Origin of the sequence: Colwellia sp. BRX8-4, from assembly GCF_014077345.1 — a bacterium.
Taxonomy (GTDB): domain Bacteria; phylum Pseudomonadota; class Gammaproteobacteria; order Enterobacterales; family Alteromonadaceae; genus Colwellia_A.
The window spans coordinates 114044-140972 of the sequence record NZ_JACGVS010000003.1 but is presented as its reverse complement, the minus strand read 5'-3'; the positions used below and the strand labels follow the sequence as shown (position 1 = coordinate 140972).

Below are 26929 nucleotides of genomic sequence, written 5' to 3'. Positions count from 1 at the left end.
TTCTTGATCATCGCAACAAAAGGATTTCACCCATGATAAAGTTTCCGCTATTGATTACAATAATTTGCACAGGACTATTACTCTTTGCCTGTTCTAAACCCGTCGAAGAGGTAGCTAAACAAGCCGTTATCGAAGAAAAAAAACCTGTCTTTGAGACCTATAGCGCAGAAGAGTTCTTTAAAACAACCTCAGTCTCTGGCTCATCAATTAATGCTGATGCCAGTGCGGTTTTGATCAGTAATGATAAAACAGGTATTTTTAATGCCTACAAAATGCCACTTGATGGCTCAGCCCCAATACAGTTAACTCAGTCAACAGTTGACTCTGTTTTTGCAGTAAGTTGGTTTCCTAAAGACGACAGAATTCTTTATACCGCAGACAAGGGCGGTGACGAATTAGATCATTTATATGTAAGAGAATTATCAGGCAGCATAAAAGACCTTACCCCAGGTAAAGACTTAAAAGCTTATTTTGTTGGTTGGCATGAAGATAATAAACAGTTTTTTGTTGCCTCTAATGAAAGGGACCCTAAGTTTTTTGATGTATACCGTTATCAAAATGATGATTATTCAAGGGATCTTATTTATCAAAATTCTGCCGGCTATTCAGTCGAAACTATCAGCCCAAATGGTCAGTATATTGCTTTGAGCAAAACGAATAGCAATGCAGACTCCAATTTATATTTAGCCGACTTAAATAAAGCAGACGAGTTAACTGCACTTATAACTGAGCATCAAGGTGATGTTGAACACAGTGCCTACACTTTTACTCGTGATAGTAAGCGGCTGATATATTCAACAGACGAATTTGGCGAATATAAACAGGCTTGGGCTTATGATATAAAAGCAAAAACACAAGCACTAAACTACGCTGCAGATTGGGACGTTAGTTTCACTTACTTCTCTAAAGATGGCCGTTATCAAGTCACTGGTGTTAATGCCGATGCGCAAACTAAAATAGAAATTATCGACCTGAAAATAAAGCAACCGTTAACACTTCCTAAATTGCCCAGTGGCGATTTACGTGGCGTAAACTTTTCAGCTGATGCCAGTTTAGTTATTTTTTATATCAATTCAGATACGTCGCCTTCTAACCTCTATGTTCATCAATTAGGATCAAAGCGTATTAAGCGCTTAACTAACACAGGTAATCCTAATATTATTGAAGAGAACTTAGTTGTTGGCGAAATTGTCCGCTTTAAAAGTTTTGATGGTTTAGAAATTCCTGGGATTTTATATAAACCCAAACAAGCCGCTACACAAAAAGTCCCTGCTTTAGTATGGATACATGGAGGCCCAGGAGGTCAAAGTCGTAAGGGTTATTCCGCTACCATTCAGCATTTGGTCAATAACGGCTACGCTATTTTTAGAATAAATAACCGTGGTTCAAGTGGCTATGGTAAAACCTTCTTTCATTTAGATGATAAGAAGCACGGTGACCATGATTTAAAAGATGTTGTCTATAATAAATATTATTTACAGACTTTAGATTGGGTCGACAAAGATAGAATAGGGGTTATTGGCGGAAGTTACGGTGGCTATTTAACCATGGCCGCAATGGCATTTACCGATGAGTTTACTGTCGGTGTCAATATCTTTGGTGTCACTAATTGGGTCAGAACGCTAGAAAGTATTCCACCCTACTGGGAGGCCTTTAGACAGTCTCTTTATGATGAGTTAGGTGATCCCAGTACAGATAGAGAACGTTTACGCAGTATTTCTCCAGTATTCTTCGGTGATAAAGTCAAAAGTCCGGTACTTGTTGTACAAGGTAAAAATGACCCTAGAGTATTAAAAATTGAAAGTGATGAAATGGTTGAGTCTATTCGAAGCGGTGGAACTTTCGTTGACTATTTGGTCTTTGACGATGAAGGTCACGGCTTTAGTAAAAAAGCTAATCGCATTGAAGCATCTAATAAGTACTTAAGCTTTTTAAAAACCTACTTATAGTCTGTTAACCTAAAACTCGTATGTAAAGGTAAAGTCTGTTGTAGACTTTACCTTTTTTATAAGATGTTATTGCTAAAAAAAGCTAATACAGCCTTAGCCGTATTAGCGATATAGTTTAAAAATAACCTTACTTTAAATCAAACTAGCCTAGTTGCATCACTTAAATCCAGGTTTTGAATAAGATGTTATGGCTAAAAAAGCTAATACAACCTTAGCCGTATTAGCGATATAGTTTAAAAATAAACAAGCTTACTTTAAATCAAACTGGCCTAGTTGCATCACTTTAATCCAGGTTTTGAATGAGATGTTATTGCTAAAAAAAGCTAATACAGCCTTAGCCGTATTAGCGATATAGTTTAAAAATAAACAAGCTTACTTTAAATCAAAGCGGTCTAATTGCATCACTTTAACCCAGGCTTTAATAAAGTCATTAATAAACTTTTTGTCAGCATCATCTGAGGCATACACTTCGGCAATGGCTCTTAATTCAGAGCTCGAGCCAAAGATAAGATCAACCGGTGTCGCTTGCCACTTTACCTTGCCTGAAGCGCGGTCAGCACCGATATAAATTCCAGCTGTAGATTCATCTTTAGTCCACACGGTAGACATATCTAATAAATTTACAAAGAAATCATTCGTTAAGACACCAGGAGTATTTGTGAACACCCCAAAAGATGAACCATCATAGTTTGCATCAAGTGCTCGCATACCGCCAACCAACACCGTCATTTCAGGGACATTTAAACCAAGAGAATTGGCTTTATCCACTAACATCTCTGTTGGCGATAGGTAACTTTCATCCGTATAAAAATTACGAAAGCCATCCGCTTTTGGTGCTAAATAATTAAATGATTTAACATCAGTTTGTGCTTGTGTTGCATCAGCACGGCCAGGCATAAAGGGGACAGCTACTGTTGTGCCTGCTTTTTTGGCTGCACTTTCAATAGCTGCTGCGCCACCTAATACGATTAAGTCTGCTAGTGATACTTGCCTTTTAGCTGATTGCTTATTGTATTTAGCTTGAATAACTTCAAGTGTTGTTAATACTTTATTAAGTTCGGCTGGATTATTAACCGTCCAACTATTTTGTGGCTCTAGTTTAATGCGAGCACCATTAGCACCGCCGCGCATATCGGTGACACGATGACTCGACGCTGAAGCCCAAGCCGTTCTCACTAACTCAGCAGTGGTTAAATCTGACTGTGTAATTTGCTTTTTCAGCTCAGCAATATCTTGCTTGGTAATCAGTTGATAGTTGACCGCAGGAATAGGGTCTTGCCATGTTAGCACTTCACTCGGCACTTCACTGCCCACGTATCTTGCACGAGGTCCCATATCACGATGTGTTAATTTAAACCAAGCTCGAGCAAAAGCTTTTTCAAATGCTTCAGGCTCTGCTCTAAAACGTTCAACAATTTTACGAAACTCAGGGTCTTCTTTTAGAGCAAGATCTGTAGTAAACATAATGGGTGCATTACGTTTATTAGGGATATGGGCATCCGGTACTAAGTTAACCGCAGCTTTGTTTTCAGGTGTCCACTGTTTAGCTCCTGCAGGGCTTTTCGTTAGAACCCAATTGAAGTTCATTAGGTTGTCTAAGTAATTCGTTGACCATTGTGTTGGTGTCGTTGTCCAAGCACCTTCTAAGCCACTGGTTATCGTATCTGCGCCAACACCGCTGTCACATTTGTTTTTCCAGCCTAAACCCTGTGCTTCAATATCAGCGGCTGCGGGCTCTGCACCAACACAATCACTGGGTTTTTTCGCTCCATGTGCCTTACCAAAAGTATGACCACCAGCGCTTAAAGCAACAATTTCTTCATCATTCATCGCCATACGACCAAATGACATTCTGATGTCTTGAGCAGCTAAGAGAGGATCAGGTTTACCATGGGGCCCTTCTGGATTAACATAAATCAAGCCCATTTCTACTGCAGCAAGAGGACCTTTCAATTTACCCTTTTTATCGCGACGTTTATCAGTAAGCATGGTCGTTTCAGATCCCCAATAAACTAAATCAGGTTCCCAATCATCCGTTCTGCCACCAGCAAAACCAAAGGTTTTAAAGCCCATCGATTCTAGCGCTACATTGCCCGAAAGTACCATCAAATCAGCCCAAGAAATTTTACGACCATATTTTTGTTTAACCGGCCATAATAATCGACGCGCTTTATCTAAGTTAGCATTATCAGGCCAACTATTAAGGGGTTCAAAACGTTGTTGCCCACCCGACGAACCGCCGCGCCCGTCATGTACTCTATACACACCAGCACTGTGCCAAGCCATGCGGATCATTAATGGGCCGTAATGCCCCCAGTCTGCAGGCCACCAAGATTTTGAGTCAGTCAGTGTGGTTTGAATATCTTTTTTAAGTTGGGTTAAATCAAGACTGGCAAATTCTTCAGCATAATTGAATTGTTCGCCGTATGGATTAGATTCAGCGCTATGCTGACGTAAGGGGCTAAGATTTAACATATCTGGCCACCAAAACTGATTGGTTTTTACTTCATTGGCCGCGAATGCAGTTGTAGGTATTACCATTGCAGATAAAGCAACAGAGATTGCCGCAGCAATCGGAAGGGTTTTATTAAACATGTGCAGTCCTTTTTTATAATAATGGGTTTATAAAACTTCATCGTTAGCATAAGAACAATAAGGAGAATTGAATAGTTGATTAAATTGAAGATAATGTTCTATTTTACATAATGACTGGTTTAATATTTCCAATTAAAAATTATTGAAGACCTATCACATAGACTTGTTGAAAAGGTACCTGCCAGTGAAATTGATGCCGATATTCTTGCATTACCCTACTCTGTTGAGGGATTGATCAGTTTCAATTTTTGGCAAGAAGGCTTTTATTGGGTCTGTCATAAGGATCAGTGTCCAAAAAAAGTTCAGGGAATTACCAGTGAAGCGTTAGAAATTGATAAACTGATGTTGTTAAAAGAAGGCCATTACTTAAAAGATCATGCCATAGCAGCTTACCGCTTACAGCCTTCACACAAAAAGCAAGACACTGATGTTGACTCGGCGAGTCCTCATACTTTGATACAAATGGTTGCAGGAAAACTTGGTAAAACGCTTTTGCCACAGATAGCCTTAGAGCCATTGACCTAGAACGAGTCAGAGCTTCGGGTGATTCATGTAAATGAACCCGGACCACACCATTGTCTTAATCATTAGACTTAACTATGTCCGAACTAATGAATTAACTCTACTTAAAGATATTTTCACCAAACAATTAACTAACAAGTATAGTTAAAGCGAAATGCTGTTTAGTTTCATTAAATTAACGATAATTCGCTTCTGCTAATAACGCCAATATCTTATACTAGGCAGTCATCATTATTGAGACTGAAATGACAAATAGACAACTTTTACCACTGCTGATTTTAATGGTTATTTTTAGCCCTTTAGCCATAGATATATTTTTACCCGCTTTACCCATTATGGCTGAAGAACTTCTTGTTCCCATGAAGGAAATTCAATGGAGCATAACGATATTCATTCTAAGTATGGGCTTTGGTCAACTGATAAGTGGCCCACTCGCTGATAGATATGGTCGTCGCCCCGTTGCGATGGCTGGTATAATTATTTATGGCTTGGCTTCTCTTCTTTGTGCTTATGCAGATAACTTAACGTTTTTTCTCCTTAGTCGTTTAGTACAAGGCTTTGGTGCTTGCGCCATTGTTGTAGCCGCCTTTGCCAGTGTCCGTGATAAATACAACGCAATAGAAAGTGGCGTGATGTACTCTTATTTAAACAGTGCTATATGCTGTATTCCTGCGCTTGCACCATTACTGGGTAATGTTTTAACCGAGTATTTTGGCTGGCGAAGTAACTTTCAATTTATGACAGGATATGCTGTTTTTGCCGGTTTGATTTTGTTTTTTACCCTCAAAGAAACCAGGCCCACACATACCATACCCACTAAAAATCTTATCAGCTTGGGGCATTTTATTACGGTGGCGAAACACCCTGTCTTTCTTTTTAATGCTTTAGTAGTAATGTTATCAATGGCAATTATTATTGCCTATGTAACGAGTTCACCTGCTTGGTTAATGGTGAGATTGGGGTTAGATCAGCAAAGCTTTGTTTATTGGTTTAGTCTCAATGCTCTCATTAATATTGTCGCTTGTTTTTTGGCTCCTCAGGTTTTAGTTAAATGTGGTGCGCGGGTAACCATAGGTTTTGGTATGGTTTTGCTGATTGTCGCCGGATTGTTAATGTTAGCTTTATTAACTTGGCAAACACCTGTCGCTTTTATGTTACCAATAATGATCAGTTCACTTGGTTTTTCATTACTGATGGGAGCTTGTGCAGGACAAGCTCTAGCACCTTTTGGTGAAAAGGCAGGTTCAGCTTCAGCGCTGTTAGGATTTGTACAAATGAGTGGTTCAGCAGTTATTGTATATTTATTACAACTATTGCCACTCAATGAAGCTGAGCAATTGGTGTTATTAATGTTGTCAATAATTCCAGTGTATTTCATCTGGAAGTTGCCTAAAGTAAAAGCCCGTATCATGTTAGATGGTTAGCAATTGGTGGTGATTTTTGATTTATTACCACGATTACCACTAAATTTAGATAATGAAGATATACCTGACTTGAGACTCTGGCACAAGAAAGTGTAATCGCTGACAAGTATTGTATTTTTGGTCAATATCAATATTTCACAGAGTAGATTAATTTTGACTTTGATAAATATAAACTAACCTTTCTTGTTATTTTTAACTACTTGCATAACGAACGCTTAATATTCGGGTAGCCAGCGTTTCAATGCCTCTTGTAGCTTGTTAGGGTTCACAGGTTTAGCAATAAAGTCGTCCATTCCTACGGCTAAGCATTTCTCTCGGTCACCTTGCATTGAATTGGCAGTCATGGCGATTATCGGAATATTGCTATTAAGTACCTTAGATTGAGGAAGACGAATTTTTTTAGTCGCTTCATAGCCATCCATTACCGGCATTTGACAATCCATAAAGACTAAATCAAAAGGTAAGTTTTGTAACGAATTTAGTGCTTCTTCACCGTTAGCCGCTATGTCGACTTGCACACCAAATTTTCTCAACAAACCTTGTGCAACTCTTTGATTGATAGCATTGTCTTCTACAACAAGAACCCTTGCTTTGAACTGCGGAAGTGCACGAGCGCTAAACGCCGTGATCAAAGGTTGCTGTTGGGAATTAACGCCAGCAATGGTCATTAAGGTATTGTAGAGAATCGACTGATCAACAGGTTTGTTTAGATATCCGTTAAAGCCAGCCGCTTTTAATCTTTCGACATCGCCACGTTGCCCTTGTGAGGTCAACATTAATAAACGAGTCGTTGAAAAAATATCGCTATCGGCTTTAATCTTAGTTGCTAGTTGAAGCCCATCCATTTCAGGCATTTGCATATCCAAAATAGCAATATGGTAAGGAGTTCCTTGTATTCTAGCTTGGGTCAGTTTTTCTAATGCCTTATCTCCACTATCTACTAGGGTATGCTCGACTTGCCACTTGGTCAGTAATAAACCTAACAAAGTCCGGTTAGTTAAATTATCATCAACCACCAGTATCTTTTGATTCTGTAAATTGTCATAAATTTTCTTGGGTCGCATGTTATCAGCATTAGCAATATTTATACTAAACCAAAATGTAGAGCCTTCTCCGTCAACACTTTTCAGTCCGATCTCGCCGCCCATCAATTCAACTAATTGTTTACTGATAGATAGCCCCAATCCGGTGCCACCATATTTACGGGTCGTTGAACCATCGGCCTGGCTAAAACGTTCAAATAGCTTGTTTTGATCCGCTAACGTTAGACCAATGCCAGTATCAGATATCTCAAAGAGTAATTTAGTGTGCTGCTTAGTCTGCTCTTGTACTTTGCAATGGACTGAAACCTCGCCTTGCTCTGTAAACTTTATCGCATTACCGATAAGATTATTGAGTATTTGACGAATACGCCCAGAGTCTGCAATAAATGACTGAGCGGGTAAAATATTAGCCGGACAAATTAGCTCTAAACCCTTGTTATGCGCCTGAAAAGCGAGACTGGTAGCAAGGTCATGGAGCAATACTTCTAAATCAAATTCAAGTGGTTCAAGCGCTAACATTCCCGCTTCAACTTTTGAATAATCAAGAATATCGTTAATAATACACAGTAATGACTCGGCACTATTTTTTACTGTTTTCGCAAAGTTGTGTTGTTCTGGATTTAGAGCCGTATCAAGTAAGAGGTTAGTCATGCCGATGACGCCATTCATCGGTGTGCGGATTTCATGACTCATGTTAGCTAAAAAAGCGGTTTTTGATTCATTAGCAACATCAGCTTGTTTTTTGGCTTCAGCTAAGCGAATAATCGTCTCTTTTTGATGGCTAATATCAGTACTGATATAAGTATAACCACTGAGTAATTTATTTTTATCGTAAAGTGGTACAATCGTAGTGTCTACCCAATAGCATTGTCCCTCTTTAGCTTTAATACGCACCTCATCATGCCAATATTTCCCCTTAGAAATCGCCGCAAAAATCTTATGCCAATAATTTTTTGACTGGTTATTAGCATTGAGAATACTATGACTTTTACCGATGAGTTCATTACGATTGTAACCAGTAATGGCGCAAAACTTATCATTGGCGTAGCTAATAATACCGTTAATATCGATTACAAGGACCAACGAATGTTCGTCCATCGCTTTTTTTTGTGCAGCCAAATCTTGTTGGGCGGTAATGCGTTTTTCTTCATTGATCACTCGTGCATCAATTTCTATTTTTAGTTTTTTATTCATACGAAAAAACACTAAAATAATCAAAATGAGCAATGAGGCTATCGGTAATGCCCAGACGAGAATGGTTGATAATTCAGTACCCGATTGAACGTGTACCGATAACCAATTATTTGCAATAGCAGAACGTTTTTTTTCATTCATCGCAGCAAAGGTTTTATTTAAAATAGGAATAAGGGGTTCAAGCCCTTTTCTTACCGCCATCGATATTTCAAGTGTATAAGGGGTAAAGGAGGTAATAATCAGATCATTAATTTTATTTTTGTTTATTTCATAATTAATCGCAGCAATAGAATCAACAAAGGCATCAATTTCACCCAACTGTAATTTTTTAAGTCCGTCTTCAACCGATAAAACATCTACAATTTTAATACTGGGGTGATCTCGACTAATCAATTCATTATAAACATAGCCTTTAATTAGACCTAACTTCCTGCCTTGTAATGACGATAAACTTTCAGCATAGAAAGCGTTTTTCTTGCTAACAATGACGAGAGAAATTTCAAAGTAGGGTTCAGTAAAATTAATATATTCAGCTCTTTCTTTTGTATAAAAAATTGAAGACATGACATCAATATTGCCAAGTTTAAATTCCTCTAGCGCTTCCCCCCAACTCTTACCTACTGTTGGTGTTAAATTTATTTGTAGTTGTTGTTTTGCATGCAACATGTAATCTGCTGATATTCCGCTATGTTCACCCAATTCATCATTAAATTCAAAAGGAGGAAATGCAGAGTCAGTCCCCAAACTAAAAGAATTATTTTCTGACAGCCATTTTTTTTCGTTATCCGTTAAACTAGCAACAGATGATGATTTTTGAAAAAATGGTTTTAAGGTGGGGAGCCACTGTTTTTCTAATTCAATAATGTTATTAACGGGCATGTTTTCAATACCAGCATTAATTTTAGCTAATAATTCAGGTTGACCTTTTGCTATCACCCCAAAGACATTATTAGAAACAATAATCTCTTCAGAAATAGTGAATACTCCACTTAAGCCTTTTTTCGCTATTTGTGCAAAGGCATTAGGTAACTCAGCAACAACAGCCTGAACCTCATTATCTAACAACTTCTCGAGAGCATCATCAAAGTTTTTATACGTTGATTGTTCAAAGCTAGCAAAATTTTCCTTAAGGTAGGACTCTTGAAAGCTAAAATATTGACTGGTTATTTTAATATCACTTAATTCTCTTAGCTTAGATTTTTTGTCAATTGAGCGATTATAAATGATACCGGTTTGTACATTATGGATAGGTAAGGAAAAATCAGCCCACTGTTGTCGTTGCTGATTCTTAAAGAGCCCAACATGTAAGGTATTCTTTTGTTTGAGCAACGCTATACTTTCTTCAAAGGGTAATAGAACAAAGCGAATAGGAATATTGTTAGTTTTAGACCAGAGCTGCCAAAACTCAACATAAAGCCCACTAGGATTACCATTGGGAAGCTTAAAACTAAAGGGCAAGTTATCTTCAGTGCCAACAACAGTAATAACACCTAACGGCTCATTGTCCAGCTCTTGTGAAACTGACGGAAAACTGTGAATAAATGCAAAAGTTAATAGCAGGTAAAAGGTAATTCTTAATTTCATATTATTAATTTTTATTCTTCATAGTCGTGAATATAAGTTAAGTATTATCTTGAATATCTTACCGGGAAATTAATAAATCTCAGTCAATAGCATTACCCGTAATATATCCATAATAGAGTCGTGTGTTGAGAACACATTTCATTAACTGATGATTAGAAAGCTTATCGTTATACAAGCGCATTCTATCAACAAAACTTAGCACTAAGTCGCTTTAAAATCAATCAGCACTAACATCCCTCTCCGTCTAAAATGTTCGCTTTGGCTATCCAACTACAGATATTAAAAACTATTTTTGCAATTCAACACATATCAGTTTATTAACGTCGTTTAATATCACCAACCGGAAAATTAGTCTTTGCGATGATAGCGCCAACTTAATACCTCATAAGCTTGACGAATTTCGATAAAGTCGGCCGCGCAGCCACCTTTATCGGGATGAGTAATGGCAACTTTCTTCTGATAGGCCCGACGTATCCCAAACCAATCAATATTTTTATCTACCTCTAACGTCGTCAGAGCAGCAGCAACCTTATCTACTGCGCGGTATCTTTGCCAAAAATGGGAAAAGAGTAACTCCACTTCTGCAAGGGTAATGTTATTTAAGTTAGACCAGTTTAAATAGTAATGGGCTAGATCAGTATCGCGCATAGCCAAGTTAGCTTTTGCTGCGGCATGATTTGGTACTAAACAGATTTCTAATGGAAAAATAGTCAGTAAGAAACCCTCGTCTTTAATATCTCGTTGGATTTGATAAAGCGCATTCATAACAAAAAAATTCTTTTGAAATATGGCAATTTGAGGATCAACATCCTTTTTTATCAGTAGCAAGAAATCCTGTTGGCAAAGATTGACTAAATCAATTATGGAACAAGCACAGTTTTGTTTTTTTAAATATCCCAGTATGTTAATAATCAAAGGATTGGTCATGGGTTCATTCCTTGTTGATTTAATACTTTTAAGCCAGTAGATAAATTAAAAGCTAACGTTAAACGGTTGTCTTCTGATGACAAGTTACCTTAACGGCTAAGCGATCACTCGCGGGTAAGTTTAGTAACACACCTGCAATTGAAGACATAAACTATTTTCATCTCTTTTCAAGAAAATAAGTAATAGCTCACATGTAACGTCAAAAAATAATAACTAAAATTAATGATAGGCGCGTTAGACTGATTTGTTGATATTATGGATACTATTTATCTACTAGACAGCAAGAATCCACAAAACTTTCTGTATACCTTGCTCGGCAAAGGTCTGCAATTTATTATTGTGCAGCAGCAAAGTATTAAACAAGTCATTACCTCTCACTTATCAGGGGTAATGACTTGTTGGTATTATCTATCTTAAATTTTTTCGAATACGGTCACTCTTAACTTGCGGTCAACATTATCATCGGGAAAATCACACTCACTAGTAAACCGTTCTGTCATTTTCAAAGTATGGCCAGATGATTCAATAATCTCAGCATCTGACTCATCCCACGTTGCATCATAACGATGAAATAAACAAATCAACCAACCGCCCTGACTTAAAAGCTTTGAACACATACTCACCAATTTAGAAAAATCTTGTCCTTTAGGCTGATGCTCTGCATAAGGTGACTTATAAACGGTTGGTGGTGGATCTAAAATAATGCCTTCGAATTGTTGACCACTTTTTATTGCCTTAGGTAAATGCTTATAGATATCACCCTTTATAAAACTGCGAGAGCCAAAGTCCATAGCATTTTTTTCGTAGCTTTTTTCAATACGCGGTAATAACGCTTTCGATCTGTCCAGGTGAATTGCGGCCTTCGCGTTCCCCTTTAAAGCCGCTATACCCAAACTGCCCGTGAATGAAAATAAATTCAATACACGACGGCCTTCACTATTATTAGCTAACCACTTACGAACGGGACGTGCATCCAGATATAAACCACAATTATGCATCGTATCGGCAAGTAAACTATAATAGACCCCGTATTCTTTGGTAAATTCTGGCGCATCAGCAATATCGCCATGAAGCGAGAACATTCTATTCTTCAAGCGTAACCCGAGAGTTTGATCACCTTTTGCCATAATAAGCGTGAAGGGAAAACACTGTAATAGTGCATCTTTGATTACATCAAGGTCCTCACGAATATCGTCTTTAAATTCGACCAAGGCCATAGTGCCAAATTTTTCAATAACTACACCCGGCGCTCCTTCGGTGTAACCATGGAAAACACGCCAAGAATCAAATTCATCTGATTCATTTAAGACTTTTCTATCATTCCATGCTTTTTCGATGAGATCTTGCCACTTTATAGTCAAATCTATGTCCTGCCCTTAGGTATATTTCTAGTGTGGATTGTCTATATTCGTTAGATAATAAGTTAACAAAGAACACACTATCGCTTAAAACTTGTCAGCACGAGTTACTTTGAAAGCAGAACATCAAATAAATAAAATAATATAATGCTGCATCAGCAACTTATTCAATCAATATTATAACTAACCACTGCCGGTGTTAATACTGATATCCTAATAAATCAACCTTGTTATTAAAAGTTCTCCTAATTGAACATATTTTGTTTAAGATACTTCTGCCTAAATACTATCAACATCAGCAGTAGTAAATAACTGAATAAACCACCACTACTTTTTTCCCTCTTATCATCACCAGTGTCAAGCGGCATGTTGTTAACGCTAAATTTAATAGTGTTGCTTACTGAAAGTCTTGGGTTACCGTTGTCAGTTACGGTCAAGTCTACTTGATATGAATTCCCGCCGACCATAGAAAAGGGATCAAAACTAACAAGACCACCGTCGATAATAGGTGATGGAATAGTACCGGATATAAGCCAAACATAAGAAAGGATATCGTCAGCATTTTCATCGGTGGCGTTAGCAGATATTGTGACTAAACCTCCGCTAATATCAACTGATGACACAGCCACATTATTCTGTGTTATCGACAAAGAAACTTCAGGAGATATATTAACCATCTCTTCGAAACAGCCCTTTTCATCAACACTTTCTCCTGATGGAGTATTTGGACACTGATCAAGGTTGTTCTCTATGCCGTCATTATCATCATCAGCATAAACAGCGGGCGTATTTTCATTACAGCGCTGGGCATTATTTTGATTGGTAGCACTACAATGCGCCAAATAATCCACTTCCATGGTTACTTTACGCAGGCTTGGGTCTATCGCCCCACCTAGATTTCCCCCCATAGCAACATTGAGTAAAACAAACATCGGTTCATTATATTGTGGACAGTTCGATACATTATGCGCAGTGACTAAGGTATCATCCATATAAAATGATATGCTATTTTCATCCCATTCAATGGCGTAATCATGCCAATCGAGTACATCATTAGCGCCATTTGGATAAGTGAATCTCACTTCACTACCACAAGATCCCCCTCCGGTATTAAAAAAGTTAGTTATATAAGTGCTAGGACTATTGGCAAACCATTCCCAGACATCAATTTCGCCAGCGCCTGGGTTGGGCCAGTTAACAAAGTCATCATCATTTTTACGGGGGCTTTCAGCGATACGATTCTCTAACATCCAAAATGCCGGCCAAGACCCCCTTTCAAGGTTATGAAAACGAATTCTTGACTCTATTCTGCCATAGAGAAACTCACGTTTATCTTTACCGTTAATTCGACCGGAGGTCCAATCTCTAGATTGATTATTCAAGCCTGCACAATTAGTTTGCTGCTTTCTGGCGATTATTTTTAAGGTGCCATTAGAAACATCAAAATTCTTATTAATGGAACTGTCATCATCGGTATAACATTGAACTTCATTATTAAAGTTGGCATCGACTTGGGCCGTCCAATTTTGCCAATTAACACTGTCCCCTGAAAAAGTATCTATATAGTTAACTTCCCAACCTGCCATCGTTGGTGTCGTTATTAACAAACTCAGCAAACTCATTAGAAACAGTCGACTTTTAAAGCTGATATTCTTTAGCATTGAATTAACATTGCACGGATAAACTGAATATTGGTTCATTATTATTCTCTTTTTTCTTAAAAGAACTTATTAAATCAATCGATAATCAATTTAATAAGCTGCTGATTTTATAGTGATTTTAAAAAGGCTATTAATGAAGCTTCGTCAGCATCAGAAAGTGCTTCATACTTAACTTTAGAAGCTTCTGATTCCCCACCGTGCCAGAGAATTGCTTCATCAATCGTTCTCGCACGTCCGTCATGCAAATAACTATGCTCGGGCGTACAAACTTCATTACCTTGGCCGCCAACTGGGTTTTCTACACCTCCAGTAACGCAAGCCGACAAACCTATGCCCCATAGCGGTGTTGTTCGCCATTCAGCCCCTGTAGCGTTGCCCTCTCCTAAGTTGTCAGCAAGACCTTCACCCATATCATGTAACAGTAAGTCGGTATAAGGATGAATAGTTTGATCTCTTAGTTCTGTAAACGGGTGATAGATACTGGTTTGTAATGTTTGCGTATGACAATCCACACAACCAATACTTGAGAATAACGCTTGTCCTTGTTGTACCTGAGGATCATCAAGGCCACGTTGCGCTCGTACACCCAACAATGCGATGTATTTCACTAAATTGTTCAAGTGCTGGTCGCTTATTTCAGATTGGTCATGACCACATTCATTTCTTTCTTGTTGAGCAGAACTACAATCTGGTGATGGTAGTACAGAGGTCATCACCCCCATATCAGTATTAAACGCTGCCGCAACTTGATGCTTTATGCTTGATGTAGCGGCTTTCCAACCAAAACGCCCAAGGCGAATATCTTGGGTTTCGGGATCGATAGCACTTTGCGCTTTACCTGAAATACCAAAGGGAGCAAATTCATCATTAACATCAGCCATCGCTAAAATAGTTTCTTCAGGAATTGCTTCTAATAATCCTAGGCCAACGAGTTGAGGTGCAATGCGTGCTGAGAATTTTTCTGGCGTACCCGTTGAAAACTTATAATTAGGTGAACGTAAACCATTCACCTCAGTCCATGATTCAATAGCTACCGTTCCTTCACTTTGTACGCTTCCCGTATTCGATGGCTGTAAAACATCGCCACGCTGGGCATCGGGTTCACCATCAGCATCAGCAATTTTAAAGACCCATTTGTCTAATGCCTCGCCAATTGGTGCCGGAGCTGCCCTACCATTACGTTCATGACAACTTGCGCAACTATGATTAACAAAATGTGTACCTGACTTACCTACCATTTCTGAAAAAACACCATTGGCTGGGTCTTCATCATGTTTACCATCAACAAAAGAGGTATGATGAATACGTCTTCCTAAAACGAACGCTTGCCCATTTAAACTTGATAAATTAGTCGCCATTTGCATGAAGTGGTCATTAGGTTCATTAGTATATTGATAAGGTAATGTGGTATCACCGCCTAACCAACCTTGTTTAGCGATAGGATGTGAGTTTTCACGCTCTGATGATTTATCATCAAAATCTCCGACTGTTTTCCAAGGAGCCATGCCACCTTTACCTACTTGGTAAAGGTAAGTTGTGCCGTAATAATTTGACCGCCCCTCAGGAACGCCCAATAAAAACTGACTAACTTCAATTTCCATATGTTGGCCAATACTGAGGGTTTCTGTGCTGCCATTAAGTCCGCGAAACTCATTAATGGTTACTGAATATTTATATTGATCGCCGCTAGTACTTGTTTGCACAAGGTCGTCGTCGTAACTACCGTGACCGACCGTCACAACATTAGGCTCATAATTACCATGGTATTCAGCAACCGTATTCATTCCTGAGTACCATGCCCTAAATTCTAATGCCTCAAGCTGCCATTGTGTTACCCATTCAATTAAAATAGATGAGCCGCCTTTAGCCACATAATCGGTGAATTTATAGCGCGCTGTTCTATGGGTCCAATAATGAGAAAGGTAATGATCGTATTGCTGAAATTGATCTTCTTTAGCATGACGATCACGTCCTCTGTCAGCGAACTTGGTGACCACAGCATCATTAGTTTCATAAATTAAAGCATGTTCTTGTGCCGTGCTAGAGGTATAAAGTGGCACGATATCACCAAAAAGTCCGTATTCTTGAAGGTTCCAACCCGCTATAGCCGCACCTTCAATAGTTCCTTTTTCGGTGTCACCTTTATAAAAGTATAACGGTTTACCCTGATAGGCAGCTTGTGTTGTGCCATCATTTCGATTAATGATTGATAAATTTGGCACACCAGAAGCGACACCATCAGTCACTAGAAGCGGAGGCCAATTAACCGCACAACCATCGTTGCAATTACTGCCGTCAGATCCAATGTCATTATCAAAGGTATATAAGCTAAAACTTGGCTTTTGGCTGTCTTCACCACCAACAAGAATATCGTTGTTAAACGCCACTTCAATTAACTGTTCTACGGCTTCACAGCCGAGAAAATCCACAAAGGTCCCGATAGGTGTATCTGGACAATTATCCAGATTATTAAATACGCCATCACCATCTGAGTCAGCGCACCCCACCTCATTAATTTCTGCATTTTCAAGCGTATCAGGGCACAAATCTAGATCGTTACTAATACCATCTAAATCATCATCAATAACCGCTGTTATTTGCAGCCAATTAATATTGAATGAACCTGCGTTTATCGCTAATCGTAAGGTAAAATTACCGCTCGTCGTTAAAAACGAATTAACCACCTGGGTTTCAAAGGTTTGCCATCCCCCCGTGCTAGCAACATTGTCACTACCAATTGTATTGCCATTTATCGACAGCGTATAATTACCACCGCCTGAATCTGAAGCCACACGGCTGCTAATGGTATAAGTCCCAGCACTTAAGGTTACCGGGTATTCTAGCCATTCTGTTGCTTGGGTATAACCAATATTGTAACCGCCGCCTACATCAGTGGTAACTTCGATATCTACAGCGTCATTACGGTAACTTGCTCCGCCTTCATTGCTCGCTGTGGTATCAAAATAGCTGATGTAATCTTCTGCTTGAACAAGCACATCAACAACCTCTTCAATGACCGCACAGCCAGAGCTGTCTACCCTTGTATTGTCTGGAGTTTCAGGACAAGTATCATCTGCATCTTTAACACCATCATTATCACTGTCCGTATCGACACTAACAATAATGATGTCGCAACCACTCGCATCTACAGTGGTATTGGCTAATGTATTAGGACACGAATCGACTTGGTCGAATACTCCGTCGTTATCAGTATCTGCATTGATAGTCTCTTTTTCTGTTGGAGTTGACCCACCTCCACAACTTATTAGCGTACTGAGTAATAACAATGAAAGCATTTTTTTTGAAAAAACACTTAAAGCTCCTGTTAGTGCACTAAGATTTAATGTTAATTTGCTCATTATTTTATTATTCTTCTATTAAAATATTCAATTAAGTCAATGATTAACCGGCTTAATGAATAATTTGGTTTATAACGTTCCCAAAAGATAAACAGTACTGCTGCACTTATATCAATAAGCGCTAACTCTGCATTTTTGAATTATCTTACTGTCGAGCATCCTATAAATAGCCATGTTCAGACTTGACTATTTTTAGCACAATTATTGGTCAAACAGCATCGAAATACGGTCAAAGGGGAGGTAGGAAAAGTTGAAATGGATAAGGGATATAAACAAGTACTCATGATAAACTTTTGTTATCACCCATACAAAAAAAATCATTTTAATTTATTTAAAACAATAACTTAAAAAAATTGACTTTATTTTATTTCGTATTTATTTTAACTAAAAAAATAAAGATCTCACAAAAATAAAGCGGATTGTATATCTACATGGTTAACTATGTAGATATACAATTTATAAGTGCCTTAGACAGGCGTAACACCGTCAGTATTTTCATCTAAGGCATTCACTTCAGCCGCCATTTTTCCTCGACGTGCCTCAAGTTTACTGCGGGTATCATGAGCCATTTTCTCAGTAATAGGGTAAGTAGCGACCATCCAAATAGCAACCACTGAACAAAGTACAGGCACAAGTACATCAGCTAAGCGCATATAAAACAGCGTATCAGCAGATTGAGCTCCAGCTAACGCAACATCAAAACCTGTTGCATGAAGTAAAAATCCACCAGCTGCCATCGCCGCAGCCAAGCCTAATTTAACAACCCACCAATAAATTGAGCCAAACATACCTTCACGTCGTTCACCGGTTTCTAATTCATCAAGATCACAGACATCAGCAACCATAGATCCCATTAAGGTGAACAAGCCGCCTAAACCAAAAGAGAAAAATATAGGTGGAATAATCACTAGCATTGGATTATCCGGTGTAAAACAAATCCATTTAAGTGCATAACCAAAGATAGAAATGGCAATGGTAATGAAAAAAGCATTTCGCTTCCCTAACCAGCTTGATAACTTAGTGACAATAAAAATAGCACAAGACGTTGAAATAAATGACACCGTACCCGCCCAACCAACATATTCAGCACCTAATGCTTGATCGCCGCCAAAAACATAATAAATAATCACGTAACTTTGGAAAGCTGAAACCATCATAAAGCCGTTGAACACTAAAAAGGTTGCGCCACATAAACTAAGGAAAGGCTTAAATTTAAGTGTAATTAAAAAGCCTTTAAAGAAATCAGTAACGGCATAACTCAAGCTTCTTGGTTTTATTGGTGGTGCATTCGGGTCAATAATCGTTTTTGAAGTTGCTATGGGTGTAAAGCGTTCAGTAAGAAATATTGCTGGTAAAATACCAACAATAATAGTAAATAGCCCAATAATGACGGCTAACCAACTGGCACCTTCAATCATATCGCTAAACAGCGATTCATTTTGCATAAACAGTAAGAACCAAGGTGCAAATAACCACGCAAATTGGCCCATAAAATTCTGCACAGCCATGATACTGGTACGTTCATGATAATCTGGCGTTAATTCATAACCTAATGCGACCCATGGTGTTGCAAAAATAGTGTAGGCTAGATAAAAAATGATAGAACCAATTAAAAAGAACCAAAAGTAAAATTCTTCACTCTGGCCTCTCGGTAATTGCCATAACAAGGCAAAAGTAATACCTGCGACAATAGCCCCCCAGAATATATAGGGTCTGCGTCGACCCCATTTTGATCTTGTGTGATCGGAAATATAGCCCATTAGCGGATCGGTAAAGGCATCGACCAAACGAGGCAATGCGCCTAACAAACCGACTAAAGCTGGATTCATACCTAAACCCAAGTTAAGCACTATGGTCATAGTACCAATTGCCGCACCTAATAAGTTATTTACGAAAGCGCCAAAGCCATAGATAATTTTTCTTAGCGTGGAAATTTTATCTTCAGTCGCGGTTTGATAATGTTCTTGCGTACTCATAAAGCGCTATTCCGTTAAAATGATTATTGAATGAAACTTTAGCCTAATTAAAATTTAGTGAAAGGTTTCAATTATAAATGTCATTTGACACTATATAATTGTAAATCTTAAACAATATAAAAACGATGAGTCGGTCATTATGGGGCGATGAAATGGTCACAATGAGCTTTTTGAATTTATATAATTTTTTCTACTAGCTCAAAAGTCCAATAAAAGTATTTACTGAAAAATTGATAAAATCCCAATAACCTCGAAATAAGTCCACCCTACCGTATTTTAGTTGTATCCATTTACATTCGTAATAGTCTGTCAAAGTAAACTAATTTATAAATAATAAGGCTAAGGTTAATTAACCGTTTAAATTTATATTTTTAATTTCATTTGAGAGATGTAATACCTATAAATATTTGTCAGCAACTAAGCAACGCTAAGGATGTAGATAGAGCGTTTTACGTGCCTGCTTAGCTCACTCAAATGACATTAAAATAAAATTGGCAAAATGAAGAAATTAAATAATGTCAGGATAACTCAATACTATGCAGCCACTACTTAGTCAGCCGTCAATAAAGGAACAAGTTGATGAGCTAATGTCAAAAATGACATTAGCACAAAAAATTGGACAAATGACCCAAGCTGAACGACTGAGCTGTACGCCCGATGATGTCAGAAAGTACCATTTAGGTTCAGTATTGAGTGGCGCAGGTTCATTGCCCGAAAATAATGATCTTAATAGTTGGCTAAAAACAACCGATAGCTATTGGCAAGCATCAATGGTTAGTGACGAAAATCATTTAGCAATCCCCTTACTCTATGGTGTTGATGCCATACATGGTCACAATAATCTTAAGGGAGCAACAATTTTCCCACACAATATCGGTTTAGGTGCTGCCGCCGACGCTGATTTAATAGCACGTATTGCACAAGTCACACGAAAAGAGGTATTAGCGAGTGGCGTCGATTGGGTCTTTGCACCCAACCTCGCTGTTGCACAAAATAATCAATGGGGTCGCAGCTATGAAAGCTACGCTCAAACGCCAGAATTAATCAATCAATACGCAAGTGAAATTATCAACGGCCTTCATGGAAAGCTCGCTGGTGAAGGCGTTATCGCTTGTGTCAAACATTGGGTTGGCGATGGAGCTACAACGCATGGCATTGACCAAGGTGATGCTAATATTTCTTGGCAAGAACTCAACAATACTCATATTAGCCCCTACATAAGCGCTTTAAAAGCGGGGGCAATGACAGTTATGGCGTCATTTAATAGTTGGAATGGCAACAAGTGCCATGGTCATAAGTATCTGCTCACGGATGTACTAAAACAACAATTGAATTTTTCTGGTTTCATTGTTTCTGACATGAATGGTATTGATTACCTCTGTGATGATTTTTATCTCTCGGTTGCTCAAGGCGTTAATGCCGGCATCGATATGTTTATGCTCCCCGAAAACTGGCAGCAATTTATTCACCATCTGCATAATCATGTTGAATTAGGAACTGTGCCTATCTCAAGAGTAAATGACGCCGTCCGTCGGATATTGTCAGTAAAGTTTGCCAGCGGCTTATTTAATTCGCCTCGTCCCAGTGAAAGGATTTGGGCAAATGATGTTAGTTTTGGTGCTAGTGCGCATAGGAATATTGCACGAGAAGCGGTCAGAAAGTCACTTGTGCTGTTAAAAAACAAAAAAAACATACTGCCTTTAAAAAAGCAGGCTCGAATTTTAGTTACGGGTAAGAATGCTGATAATATCGGTCATCAGTGCGGAGGGTTTACCATTGATTGGCAAGGTGTATCAGGAAACGATCAATTTGAAGGAGCCACTTCTGTCTGGCAAGGTATTTCAGCGGTTGCGCCCAATGCGGTATTAAGGCGTGATAGTGATGTTTCAGCAATATCGGCAAAAGATCATGATATCGCTGTGGTGGTGATCGGTGAGTACCCTTATGCAGAAGGCCATGGTGATATCAGAGATTGTGAAAACCTTATAATAGAGGCAGGATCACAAATAAACGGTCAAGTAAATATTTCAGCGCCCTATGGCAACTCACTAGCATTAAAACAGTTACACCCAGAAGACTATCTATTGATAAAAGATATTAGTGATAAGGGCATACCCCTGGTTGTTATTTTGATCTCAGGGAGAACATTAATCATTAATGACGAATTAGATAAGTCAGCAGCATTCATTGCTGCTTGGCTTCCTGGCTCAGAAGGCCAAGGTGTTAGTGACATGCTCTTTGGCGAGTTTAACTTTCAGGGAAAGCTGTCTTTTTCTTGGCCCAAAAAAACCTCAGCAGAAAAGAAGAAAAATAACACCAAACCACTCTTCCCCATCGGTTATGGTTTACGTTACAAAAAATAAAATAATGATATTCACTGGCAATAAATCCTACGATGATAGTGCATTCACACTTAGTGAGCACCCACCATCACTTAGAGCAACTGGCAATAGGATGGACTAATGCTTTGGTAATTTTTCCCTGTTGGTGTTTAACCAATGGTTGATTAATATAGCCAGTAAATTTAGCTGACATGCGTTCAGATATTAAGGTAGCGCCTGAGCTTAAATTGGCAATAAACCCCGTGGACTTTTGTAGTTTTTGTTTCTTTTTATTGGCATTTTTATTGGCGTTATCACTATGTGAATCGACCGATAAGCAGCCCGCAGCGAAGCTCTGTTCACGACTCGCGGCAAGAATACAAATTCTATTTTCTGCGGCACGCGATAACAAGCAATATTCAACCTCACCTGGCTCTTGAATTTCAAAAGGCACCAGTAATAAGTGAACTTGATTCAACGCCGCTACGTTAACTATTTCAGGTATGGTTGCATCATCAGCTGTTAGCATAACAAGCTTGATATTACCTTGCTCTAACGGTAATTCTACAAGAGTTAACGCATCTCCAAGTGGTGTCCACTGGTATCGTTGGCAAAAGTGTAATTGCTGCTGTTTTGCCAATAAACCCTGTTCGCTTATTAACACCGCCTGATGTGCGCCATCAATCACTAAACTAGTACACACATATTGAAAAGGTCTCAGTACTGAGCTGATTTGTATAATGAGTTGTTTACTCAAAGAGGCTATATCGGCGAGTTGCTCAGCATTATTCGTTATGGTTTTATCTGCAATAAAAAATAACTCAGGCAATTGAATAATATCACTGAGGTTGTTTTCAATGTAAAAACAAACATCTTCAATGGCTTGTTCATTAGACTTATAGGTTGCAAATATTGCGACATTCGCCGTTTCGGGAACCTTGTCATTATTCATATGCTTAGCCACCTTTTTTATCGGTAATGTTAGCGCTTGATAAAGTTCAGGGCGTCGTTGCATAAAGACATCGCTGCCATCAGGTCGGCATTTGTTATTGGGTGCTATCGCAGAGTTTTCTAAATCAAGATCAGCAAACACAAAACCTGCTTCATTATGGTTCATTTTAGCGAGTACTTTACCCTCAGGAGAAACTATTTGGCTTTGGCCTGCGCCACTTAGAGATCCCGTTGCTGACAATCGACCAATTTTATTTGCTGTGGCCAAAAATACTTTATTTTCACACGCTCGAGCTGGGTCATGTAAGTGACTTTGATCGTAGGAAAATGTGCTTATTGAATTACAGAATAATTGCCCACCTTGCAAAGCTAATTCACGAGAGGTGTTAAAGGTCATCGTGTCATTACCCATTAACAGTCCAATTTTTGCTAGCGGCGTTAAAGTTAACGTAGACGCCTGACTTGCATTAATAAAAAAATCATTTTCATGACCTTCTAATTTTTGTTTATCGACTTGGTCAAGGCGTTGCCCAAACGGCGAAAATAAACAAGTGGTTATACTAACACCTGCTTTAATCGCATCCTTTTTTTGTTCAGGTGACCAGCTACTTGCAGCATATCGCCTTAAAGTAACGTTAATTACGATGTAGCAGTGATGCTTTTTGGCTTGTTCTGCAATAGCCAGTAAAAAAGGACCGTCAATGTCTAAAGCTTGATGCCAAGCCTGACTACGGTCCTTGTACCCTGGTTCGGTATGGCAAAAAAGTGTATTACAAAATTGAGGTAACACTATGAGTGCTGGCTGACAGACGGCCGCCTCATTTATCATACCCAGGCAGGTTACTTGATTTTCTTGAACATCCAAAGTGGTGGCAAATTGAGAAACGGCGACTCGCATGATATTTTTTCCGGATAATGGGCTGGTGCAGTGATGCAAGCTTAAAGTCATAACTTTAAGCGAGGGGATATTATACTATTAAACATTGCAGCCCAAACTTTCGACAAACTTAAGGGTGGGCTAACAATTAAGGGGTTAGCAATAGTAGGTGATTAAACCTTATAACGTTGCGTTACTTATAAAAATTTCATTTGCATACCCAAACTAATGCGTTGTTGATGACGGTCATAGTCGATAAGTGAATCCCCATAACCATTAAAGTACTGTATCAAGAAGTCATAACCTTCAGTCAATGAATAAGAAAGATTTAGTTCGACACTACCTTTATTATCACTCAATTTAAGATTATTTCGCACCGCAGTGAAAAGGTTGAATTTGCCTAGCTGAGTACCAACACCAAATTCCATATGCCCAAGATAGTCTGTAATATCTGGATTGTCATCACCAATCACAGAAAGTGGTGTTTCTTTTTCATCTTCAGCTAGTCGATGCCAAGCTTTTATATAATAAAAAGCACTTTCGTCACTAAACACTAACGAAGCAAAAACTCGGTTCCAACTGCGCGATGAAAGACCACTTTGACCATTGGATTGATGATTGATGCCAAACTGAACTTGATTAAACTCAAAGCCTAATATGCTGTGATTCTGTTGCCAACTGTAAAATAATTCAGGTTCGTAATTTGTTTCTCGAAAAGGTTTAGATGCCTCACTGTTGTACAATTGCCAATACGATACTGCGGTAAAACCAAAGTACAGACCTGAAGCATCAGTCGTTGGTAAATATATAGGAAACTTGATGCTAATTTGATATTTAGCCTCTACATTATCAACATTATCATTAGTTAACTCTTCAACCGTGCGGGTACCTGGTTTACTAATATAGGAGACTGGCAGTAGGTAATTTAATCTATGTTGCGAAATAGCAAAGGGGTTAGCGGTTGTTTTCAAAAGCGCTTGTTCTCTTTTCTCTAGAATAGATTTTTCTTTTTTTGTGGCGACACTTACTTCTTCAGCCATTAATAACTGAGGTAAAAAAAGCAGGATTAAGCATAAGGTTTTAGTTATAACTGTTGGTATATGGACGTTGTTCAAGTGTTATTTCTCATAAAAATTTAGTATAGGATCGACTTATCAATCAATGTTTAAAGGCATTGTGATAGTCGCTCAGTTTATTTTTCGTCATTCACTGTTTTGTTATTAAGTACTTAAACAGGGGTTGATTAAGTACATTGTTAACTAGAGTTAATAATAGCGATAATAACAGGTAAATCCAATTGGGTCAGTCAAACTTATTTGTAAAAGTAGTTTACATAAGCACCAGGGTGCGGCTTATTGGCCTTCTGCTGATGATTAAAACAAGGCTAATTAAATCAAAATATAAGTCGCAGTCCCTAAAAAGATTAAAAAACCAACCGCATCGGTTATGGTTGTTAAAATAACACCGCCCGCAATGGCTGGGTCTACACCCAGTTTTTTCAATATTATAGGAATAAGCGCACCTGAAAGCGTACCGGTAAGGCTCACAACAAAAAGAGCCAGCGCAAAAACGCCCCCTAACTGCCAATCGTCATACCATAAAATTGTAATTAAAAAGACCACTGCAGCCCATAATATGCCATTAATAAAAGAGACTTTTAATTCATGAATGGTCAGCGAAACAATATTGGCACTACTGACTAAATCGCGCGCAATACCACGAGTAACGACAGTTAACGTTTGGCTACCTGTAACGCCTCCCATGCTTGCCACTACGGGCATGAGTACCGCGAGCGCGACAAGTTGTTCTATTGATGCTTCAAAAAAGCCAATGACCCAAGCGGCCACAAAGGCGGTGATTAAATTGGTGCCTAGCCAAATAGCTCGATTAAAAGAAATATGAGAAACAGGGGCAAACATATCGAGCTCTTCATTAAGGCCGGCGGAGGCCAATAAACGCTGCTCTGAATTATGTTTTAGCACATCGATAACATCATCAACCGTTATTCGACCCAACAAAAAATTATTTTCATCTACAACTGGCGCAGAGATTAAATCATGGTCTTCGAAAATTTGTGCAACCTGAATGGCCGATTGTAACGAATCAATCAAGGGCACATCGTTTTTCATTACATCGCCAACCGACAAGCTATTATCCATTGAAACCAAGTCACTAAGATATAAGGTTCCTTGTACCTTGTTATTTCTGTCAACAACAACCAGTTGGTCAAGTTGTTCGGGCAACATACCTTCTTTTTTTCTTAACTTACACAAATACCGATAGACGGCTTTAAGACTAACATCCTTTCTGACCGCCGTAGCGTCAACATCCATCATACCGCCGGCTGTATTATCAGGAAAAGAGGCCACTGTTTGGTAACGCTCTTTTCGCTGACTATCCATGGCCTCAACCATAGCGCTTACTACTGGTAATGGTAAATCAGCATCAATGTCGGCTAACTCATCCATTTGAAGCGTCGATAAACATTTAAGTAAATCAGCTTCACTGGTTTTTTTAATCAAAAATTGGCGCAGTTCGCGGTGCACTGAGAGTAAGACTTCACCCTTGTAATTAACCGGGATCAAACTCCAAAAATCATCGCGATATTTATTGGGTAGTGATTCGAGTAATCGGCCCAATTTAGCCGGATGATATTTCTCTATTGAAATCAACAGCTCACGATCGTCTTCTTGCTCTAATGAATGCGTTAATTGGCTAACAAGTTTGGTAAAAGTATTGCTCATAGGATCCACTTATAGTGATTAATTCAATATTTACTGGAAAAGGCGTGCTTAGCAAGTTGCTTGAGCGTAATTTAGTCGCAATCACCACTGACATCAATGCTTATTAATAGGTCAAGCTATTGCTTGAAAAGCCCGGCTAAATTTATGTAAATAAAACACTTACTTTAGGCGCTTAACAATAAGTCATCGCTAAAAGCGCTAGCCAGTCACTAGATATTAAAATAACGAGGACAAAAATAATTTTAACAATATGCATATAATAATGTAGACAAAGCAGTGCATTGGCCTTATAAAAACATTAAAATTGTACCATTTGCTAACTTTACTGGACCACCACTTTTTAGCCTTTAAATAATAGATAGAAGTAAGGCTTTCTCTATTTCTTGTTATAGAAAGCCTTAATGTAAACACTGAGTGCCAGTAATGCTAACCGGTAAGCTAACA

At 38.6% G+C, this 26929-nt stretch carries 15 protein-coding genes; 5 read left to right on the top strand and 10 right to left on the bottom strand.

The features are described 5' to 3' along the window. The first annotated feature begins 32 nt into the window (after positions 1–32). Positions 33–1949, top strand: a complete 1917-nt coding sequence (locus H4J56_RS04060) for a S9 family peptidase (protein ID WP_182244072.1) — start codon at positions 33–35, stop codon at positions 1947–1949. Between the two features lie 372 nt (positions 1950–2321). On the opposite strand, the gene katG is transcribed toward H4J56_RS04060, so the two are convergent. After that, positions 2322–4544, bottom strand: coding sequence for a catalase/peroxidase HPI (gene katG / locus H4J56_RS04055; protein WP_182258922.1), 2223 nt, complete (start codon positions 4542–4544; stop codon positions 2322–2324). A gap of 138 nt (positions 4545–4682) precedes the next feature. Here katG and H4J56_RS19610 point away from each other — a divergent pair, with 138 nt between their 5' ends. After that, positions 4683–5069 (top strand): LysR substrate-binding domain-containing protein, encoded by a 387-nt coding sequence (locus tag H4J56_RS19610; protein WP_310733827.1) that lies wholly within the window; start codon positions 4683–4685, stop codon positions 5067–5069. A 242-nt stretch (positions 5070–5311) separates the two neighbouring features. Then, positions 5312–6490 carry a multidrug effflux MFS transporter gene (locus H4J56_RS04045; protein ID WP_182258921.1) on the top strand — a complete coding sequence of 393 codons (1179 nt, stop codon included), beginning with the start codon at positions 5312–5314 and terminating at the stop codon, positions 6488–6490. A 215-nt stretch (positions 6491–6705) separates the two neighbouring features. Here H4J56_RS04045 and H4J56_RS04040 read toward each other — a convergent pair whose 3' ends face one another. Beyond that, positions 6706–10311, bottom strand: a complete 3606-nt coding sequence (locus H4J56_RS04040) for a response regulator (protein ID WP_182258920.1) — start codon at positions 10309–10311, stop codon at positions 6706–6708. A 348-nt stretch (positions 10312–10659) separates the two neighbouring features. Continuing rightward, positions 10660–11238: a DNA-J related domain-containing protein gene (locus H4J56_RS04035; protein ID WP_182258919.1), complete on the bottom strand. Its 579-nt coding sequence runs from the start codon at positions 11236–11238 to the stop codon at positions 10660–10662. Between the two features lie 255 nt (positions 11239–11493). Between H4J56_RS04035 and H4J56_RS04030 the strand changes: the two genes are divergently transcribed. After that, positions 11494–11655, top strand: coding sequence for a hypothetical protein (locus H4J56_RS04030; RefSeq protein ID WP_182221609.1), 162 nt, complete (start codon positions 11494–11496; stop codon positions 11653–11655). Here the strand turns inward: H4J56_RS04030 and H4J56_RS04025 are convergent. From H4J56_RS04025 to H4J56_RS04010, 4 genes are all read right to left on the bottom strand, one after another. Next, positions 11652–12599 (bottom strand): class I SAM-dependent methyltransferase, encoded by a 948-nt coding sequence (locus H4J56_RS04025; protein WP_182258918.1) that lies wholly within the window; start codon positions 12597–12599, stop codon positions 11652–11654. The genes H4J56_RS04030 and H4J56_RS04025 overlap by 4 nt on opposite strands. Before the next feature lie 242 nt (positions 12600–12841). After that, on the bottom strand, positions 12842–14296 hold the full coding sequence (locus tag H4J56_RS04020; RefSeq protein WP_259368150.1) for a glycoside hydrolase family 16 protein: 1455 nt from the start codon (positions 14294–14296) through the stop codon (positions 12842–12844). Between the two features lie 68 nt (positions 14297–14364). Beyond that, the gene (locus tag H4J56_RS19875) at positions 14365–17616 is read right to left on the bottom strand and encodes a di-heme oxidoredictase family protein (RefSeq protein WP_182258917.1); all 3252 of its coding nucleotides are present in this window, start codon (positions 17614–17616) and stop codon (positions 14365–14367) included. Positions 17617–18083: 467 nt separating this feature from the next. Next, on the bottom strand, positions 18084–19592 hold the full coding sequence (locus H4J56_RS04010) for an MFS transporter (RefSeq protein WP_182221612.1): 1509 nt from the start codon (positions 19590–19592) through the stop codon (positions 18084–18086). A 536-nt stretch (positions 19593–20128) separates the two neighbouring features. Here H4J56_RS04010 and H4J56_RS04005 point away from each other — a divergent pair. Next, the gene (locus H4J56_RS04005) at positions 20129–21955 is read left to right on the top strand and encodes a glycoside hydrolase family 3 protein (RefSeq protein WP_182258916.1); all 1827 of its coding nucleotides are present in this window, start codon (positions 20129–20131) and stop codon (positions 21953–21955) included. Between the two features lie 67 nt (positions 21956–22022). Here the strand turns inward: H4J56_RS04005 and H4J56_RS04000 are convergent, their stop codons facing one another. From H4J56_RS04000 to mgtE, 3 genes are all read right to left on the bottom strand, one after another. Beyond that, positions 22023–23813 (bottom strand): nitrilase-related carbon-nitrogen hydrolase, encoded by a 1791-nt coding sequence (locus tag H4J56_RS04000; protein WP_259367895.1) that lies wholly within the window; start codon positions 23811–23813, stop codon positions 22023–22025. A gap of 125 nt (positions 23814–23938) precedes the next feature. Next, positions 23939–24781: a phospholipase A gene (locus H4J56_RS03995; RefSeq protein WP_157470793.1), complete on the bottom strand. Its 843-nt coding sequence runs from the start codon at positions 24779–24781 to the stop codon at positions 23939–23941. A gap of 348 nt (positions 24782–25129) precedes the next feature. Further along, positions 25130–26485 (bottom strand): magnesium transporter, encoded by a 1356-nt coding sequence (mgtE, locus tag H4J56_RS03990; protein WP_182214888.1) that lies wholly within the window; start codon positions 26483–26485, stop codon positions 25130–25132. Between the last annotated feature and the right edge of the window lie 444 nt (positions 26486–26929).

Excerpts from the sequence above, each read along its gene's own strand:
- H4J56_RS04060 (WP_182244072.1), top strand. The coding sequence starts at position 33 with ATGATAAAGTTTCCGCTATTGATTACAATAATTTGCACAGGACTATTA.
- katG (WP_182258922.1), bottom strand. The coding sequence starts at position 4,544 with ATGTTTAATAAAACCCTTCCGATTGCTGCGGCAATCTCTGTTGCTTTA.
- H4J56_RS04045 (WP_182258921.1), top strand. The coding sequence starts at position 5,312 with ATGACAAATAGACAACTTTTACCACTGCTGATTTTAATGGTTATTTTT.
- H4J56_RS04040 (WP_182258920.1), bottom strand. The coding sequence starts at position 10,311 with ATGAAATTAAGAATTACCTTTTACCTGCTATTAACTTTTGCATTTATT.
- H4J56_RS04035 (WP_182258919.1), bottom strand. The coding sequence starts at position 11,238 with ATGACCAATCCTTTGATTATTAACATACTGGGATATTTAAAAAAACAA.
- H4J56_RS04030 (WP_182221609.1), top strand. The coding sequence starts at position 11,494 with ATGGATACTATTTATCTACTAGACAGCAAGAATCCACAAAACTTTCTG.
- H4J56_RS04020 (WP_259368150.1), bottom strand. The coding sequence starts at position 14,296 with ATGAACCAATATTCAGTTTATCCGTGCAATGTTAATTCAATGCTAAAG.
- H4J56_RS19875 (WP_182258917.1), bottom strand. The coding sequence starts at position 17,616 with ATGAGCAAATTAACATTAAATCTTAGTGCACTAACAGGAGCTTTAAGT.
- H4J56_RS04010 (WP_182221612.1), bottom strand. The coding sequence starts at position 19,592 with ATGAGTACGCAAGAACATTATCAAACCGCGACTGAAGATAAAATTTCC.
- H4J56_RS04005 (WP_182258916.1), top strand. The coding sequence starts at position 20,129 with ATGCAGCCACTACTTAGTCAGCCGTCAATAAAGGAACAAGTTGATGAG.
- H4J56_RS04000 (WP_259367895.1), bottom strand. The coding sequence starts at position 23,813 with ATGACTTTAAGCTTGCATCACTGCACCAGCCCATTATCCGGAAAAAAT.
- H4J56_RS03995 (WP_157470793.1), bottom strand. The coding sequence starts at position 24,781 with ATGGCTGAAGAAGTAAGTGTCGCCACAAAAAAAGAAAAATCTATTCTA.
- mgtE (WP_182214888.1), bottom strand. The coding sequence starts at position 26,485 with ATGAGCAATACTTTTACCAAACTTGTTAGCCAATTAACGCATTCATTA.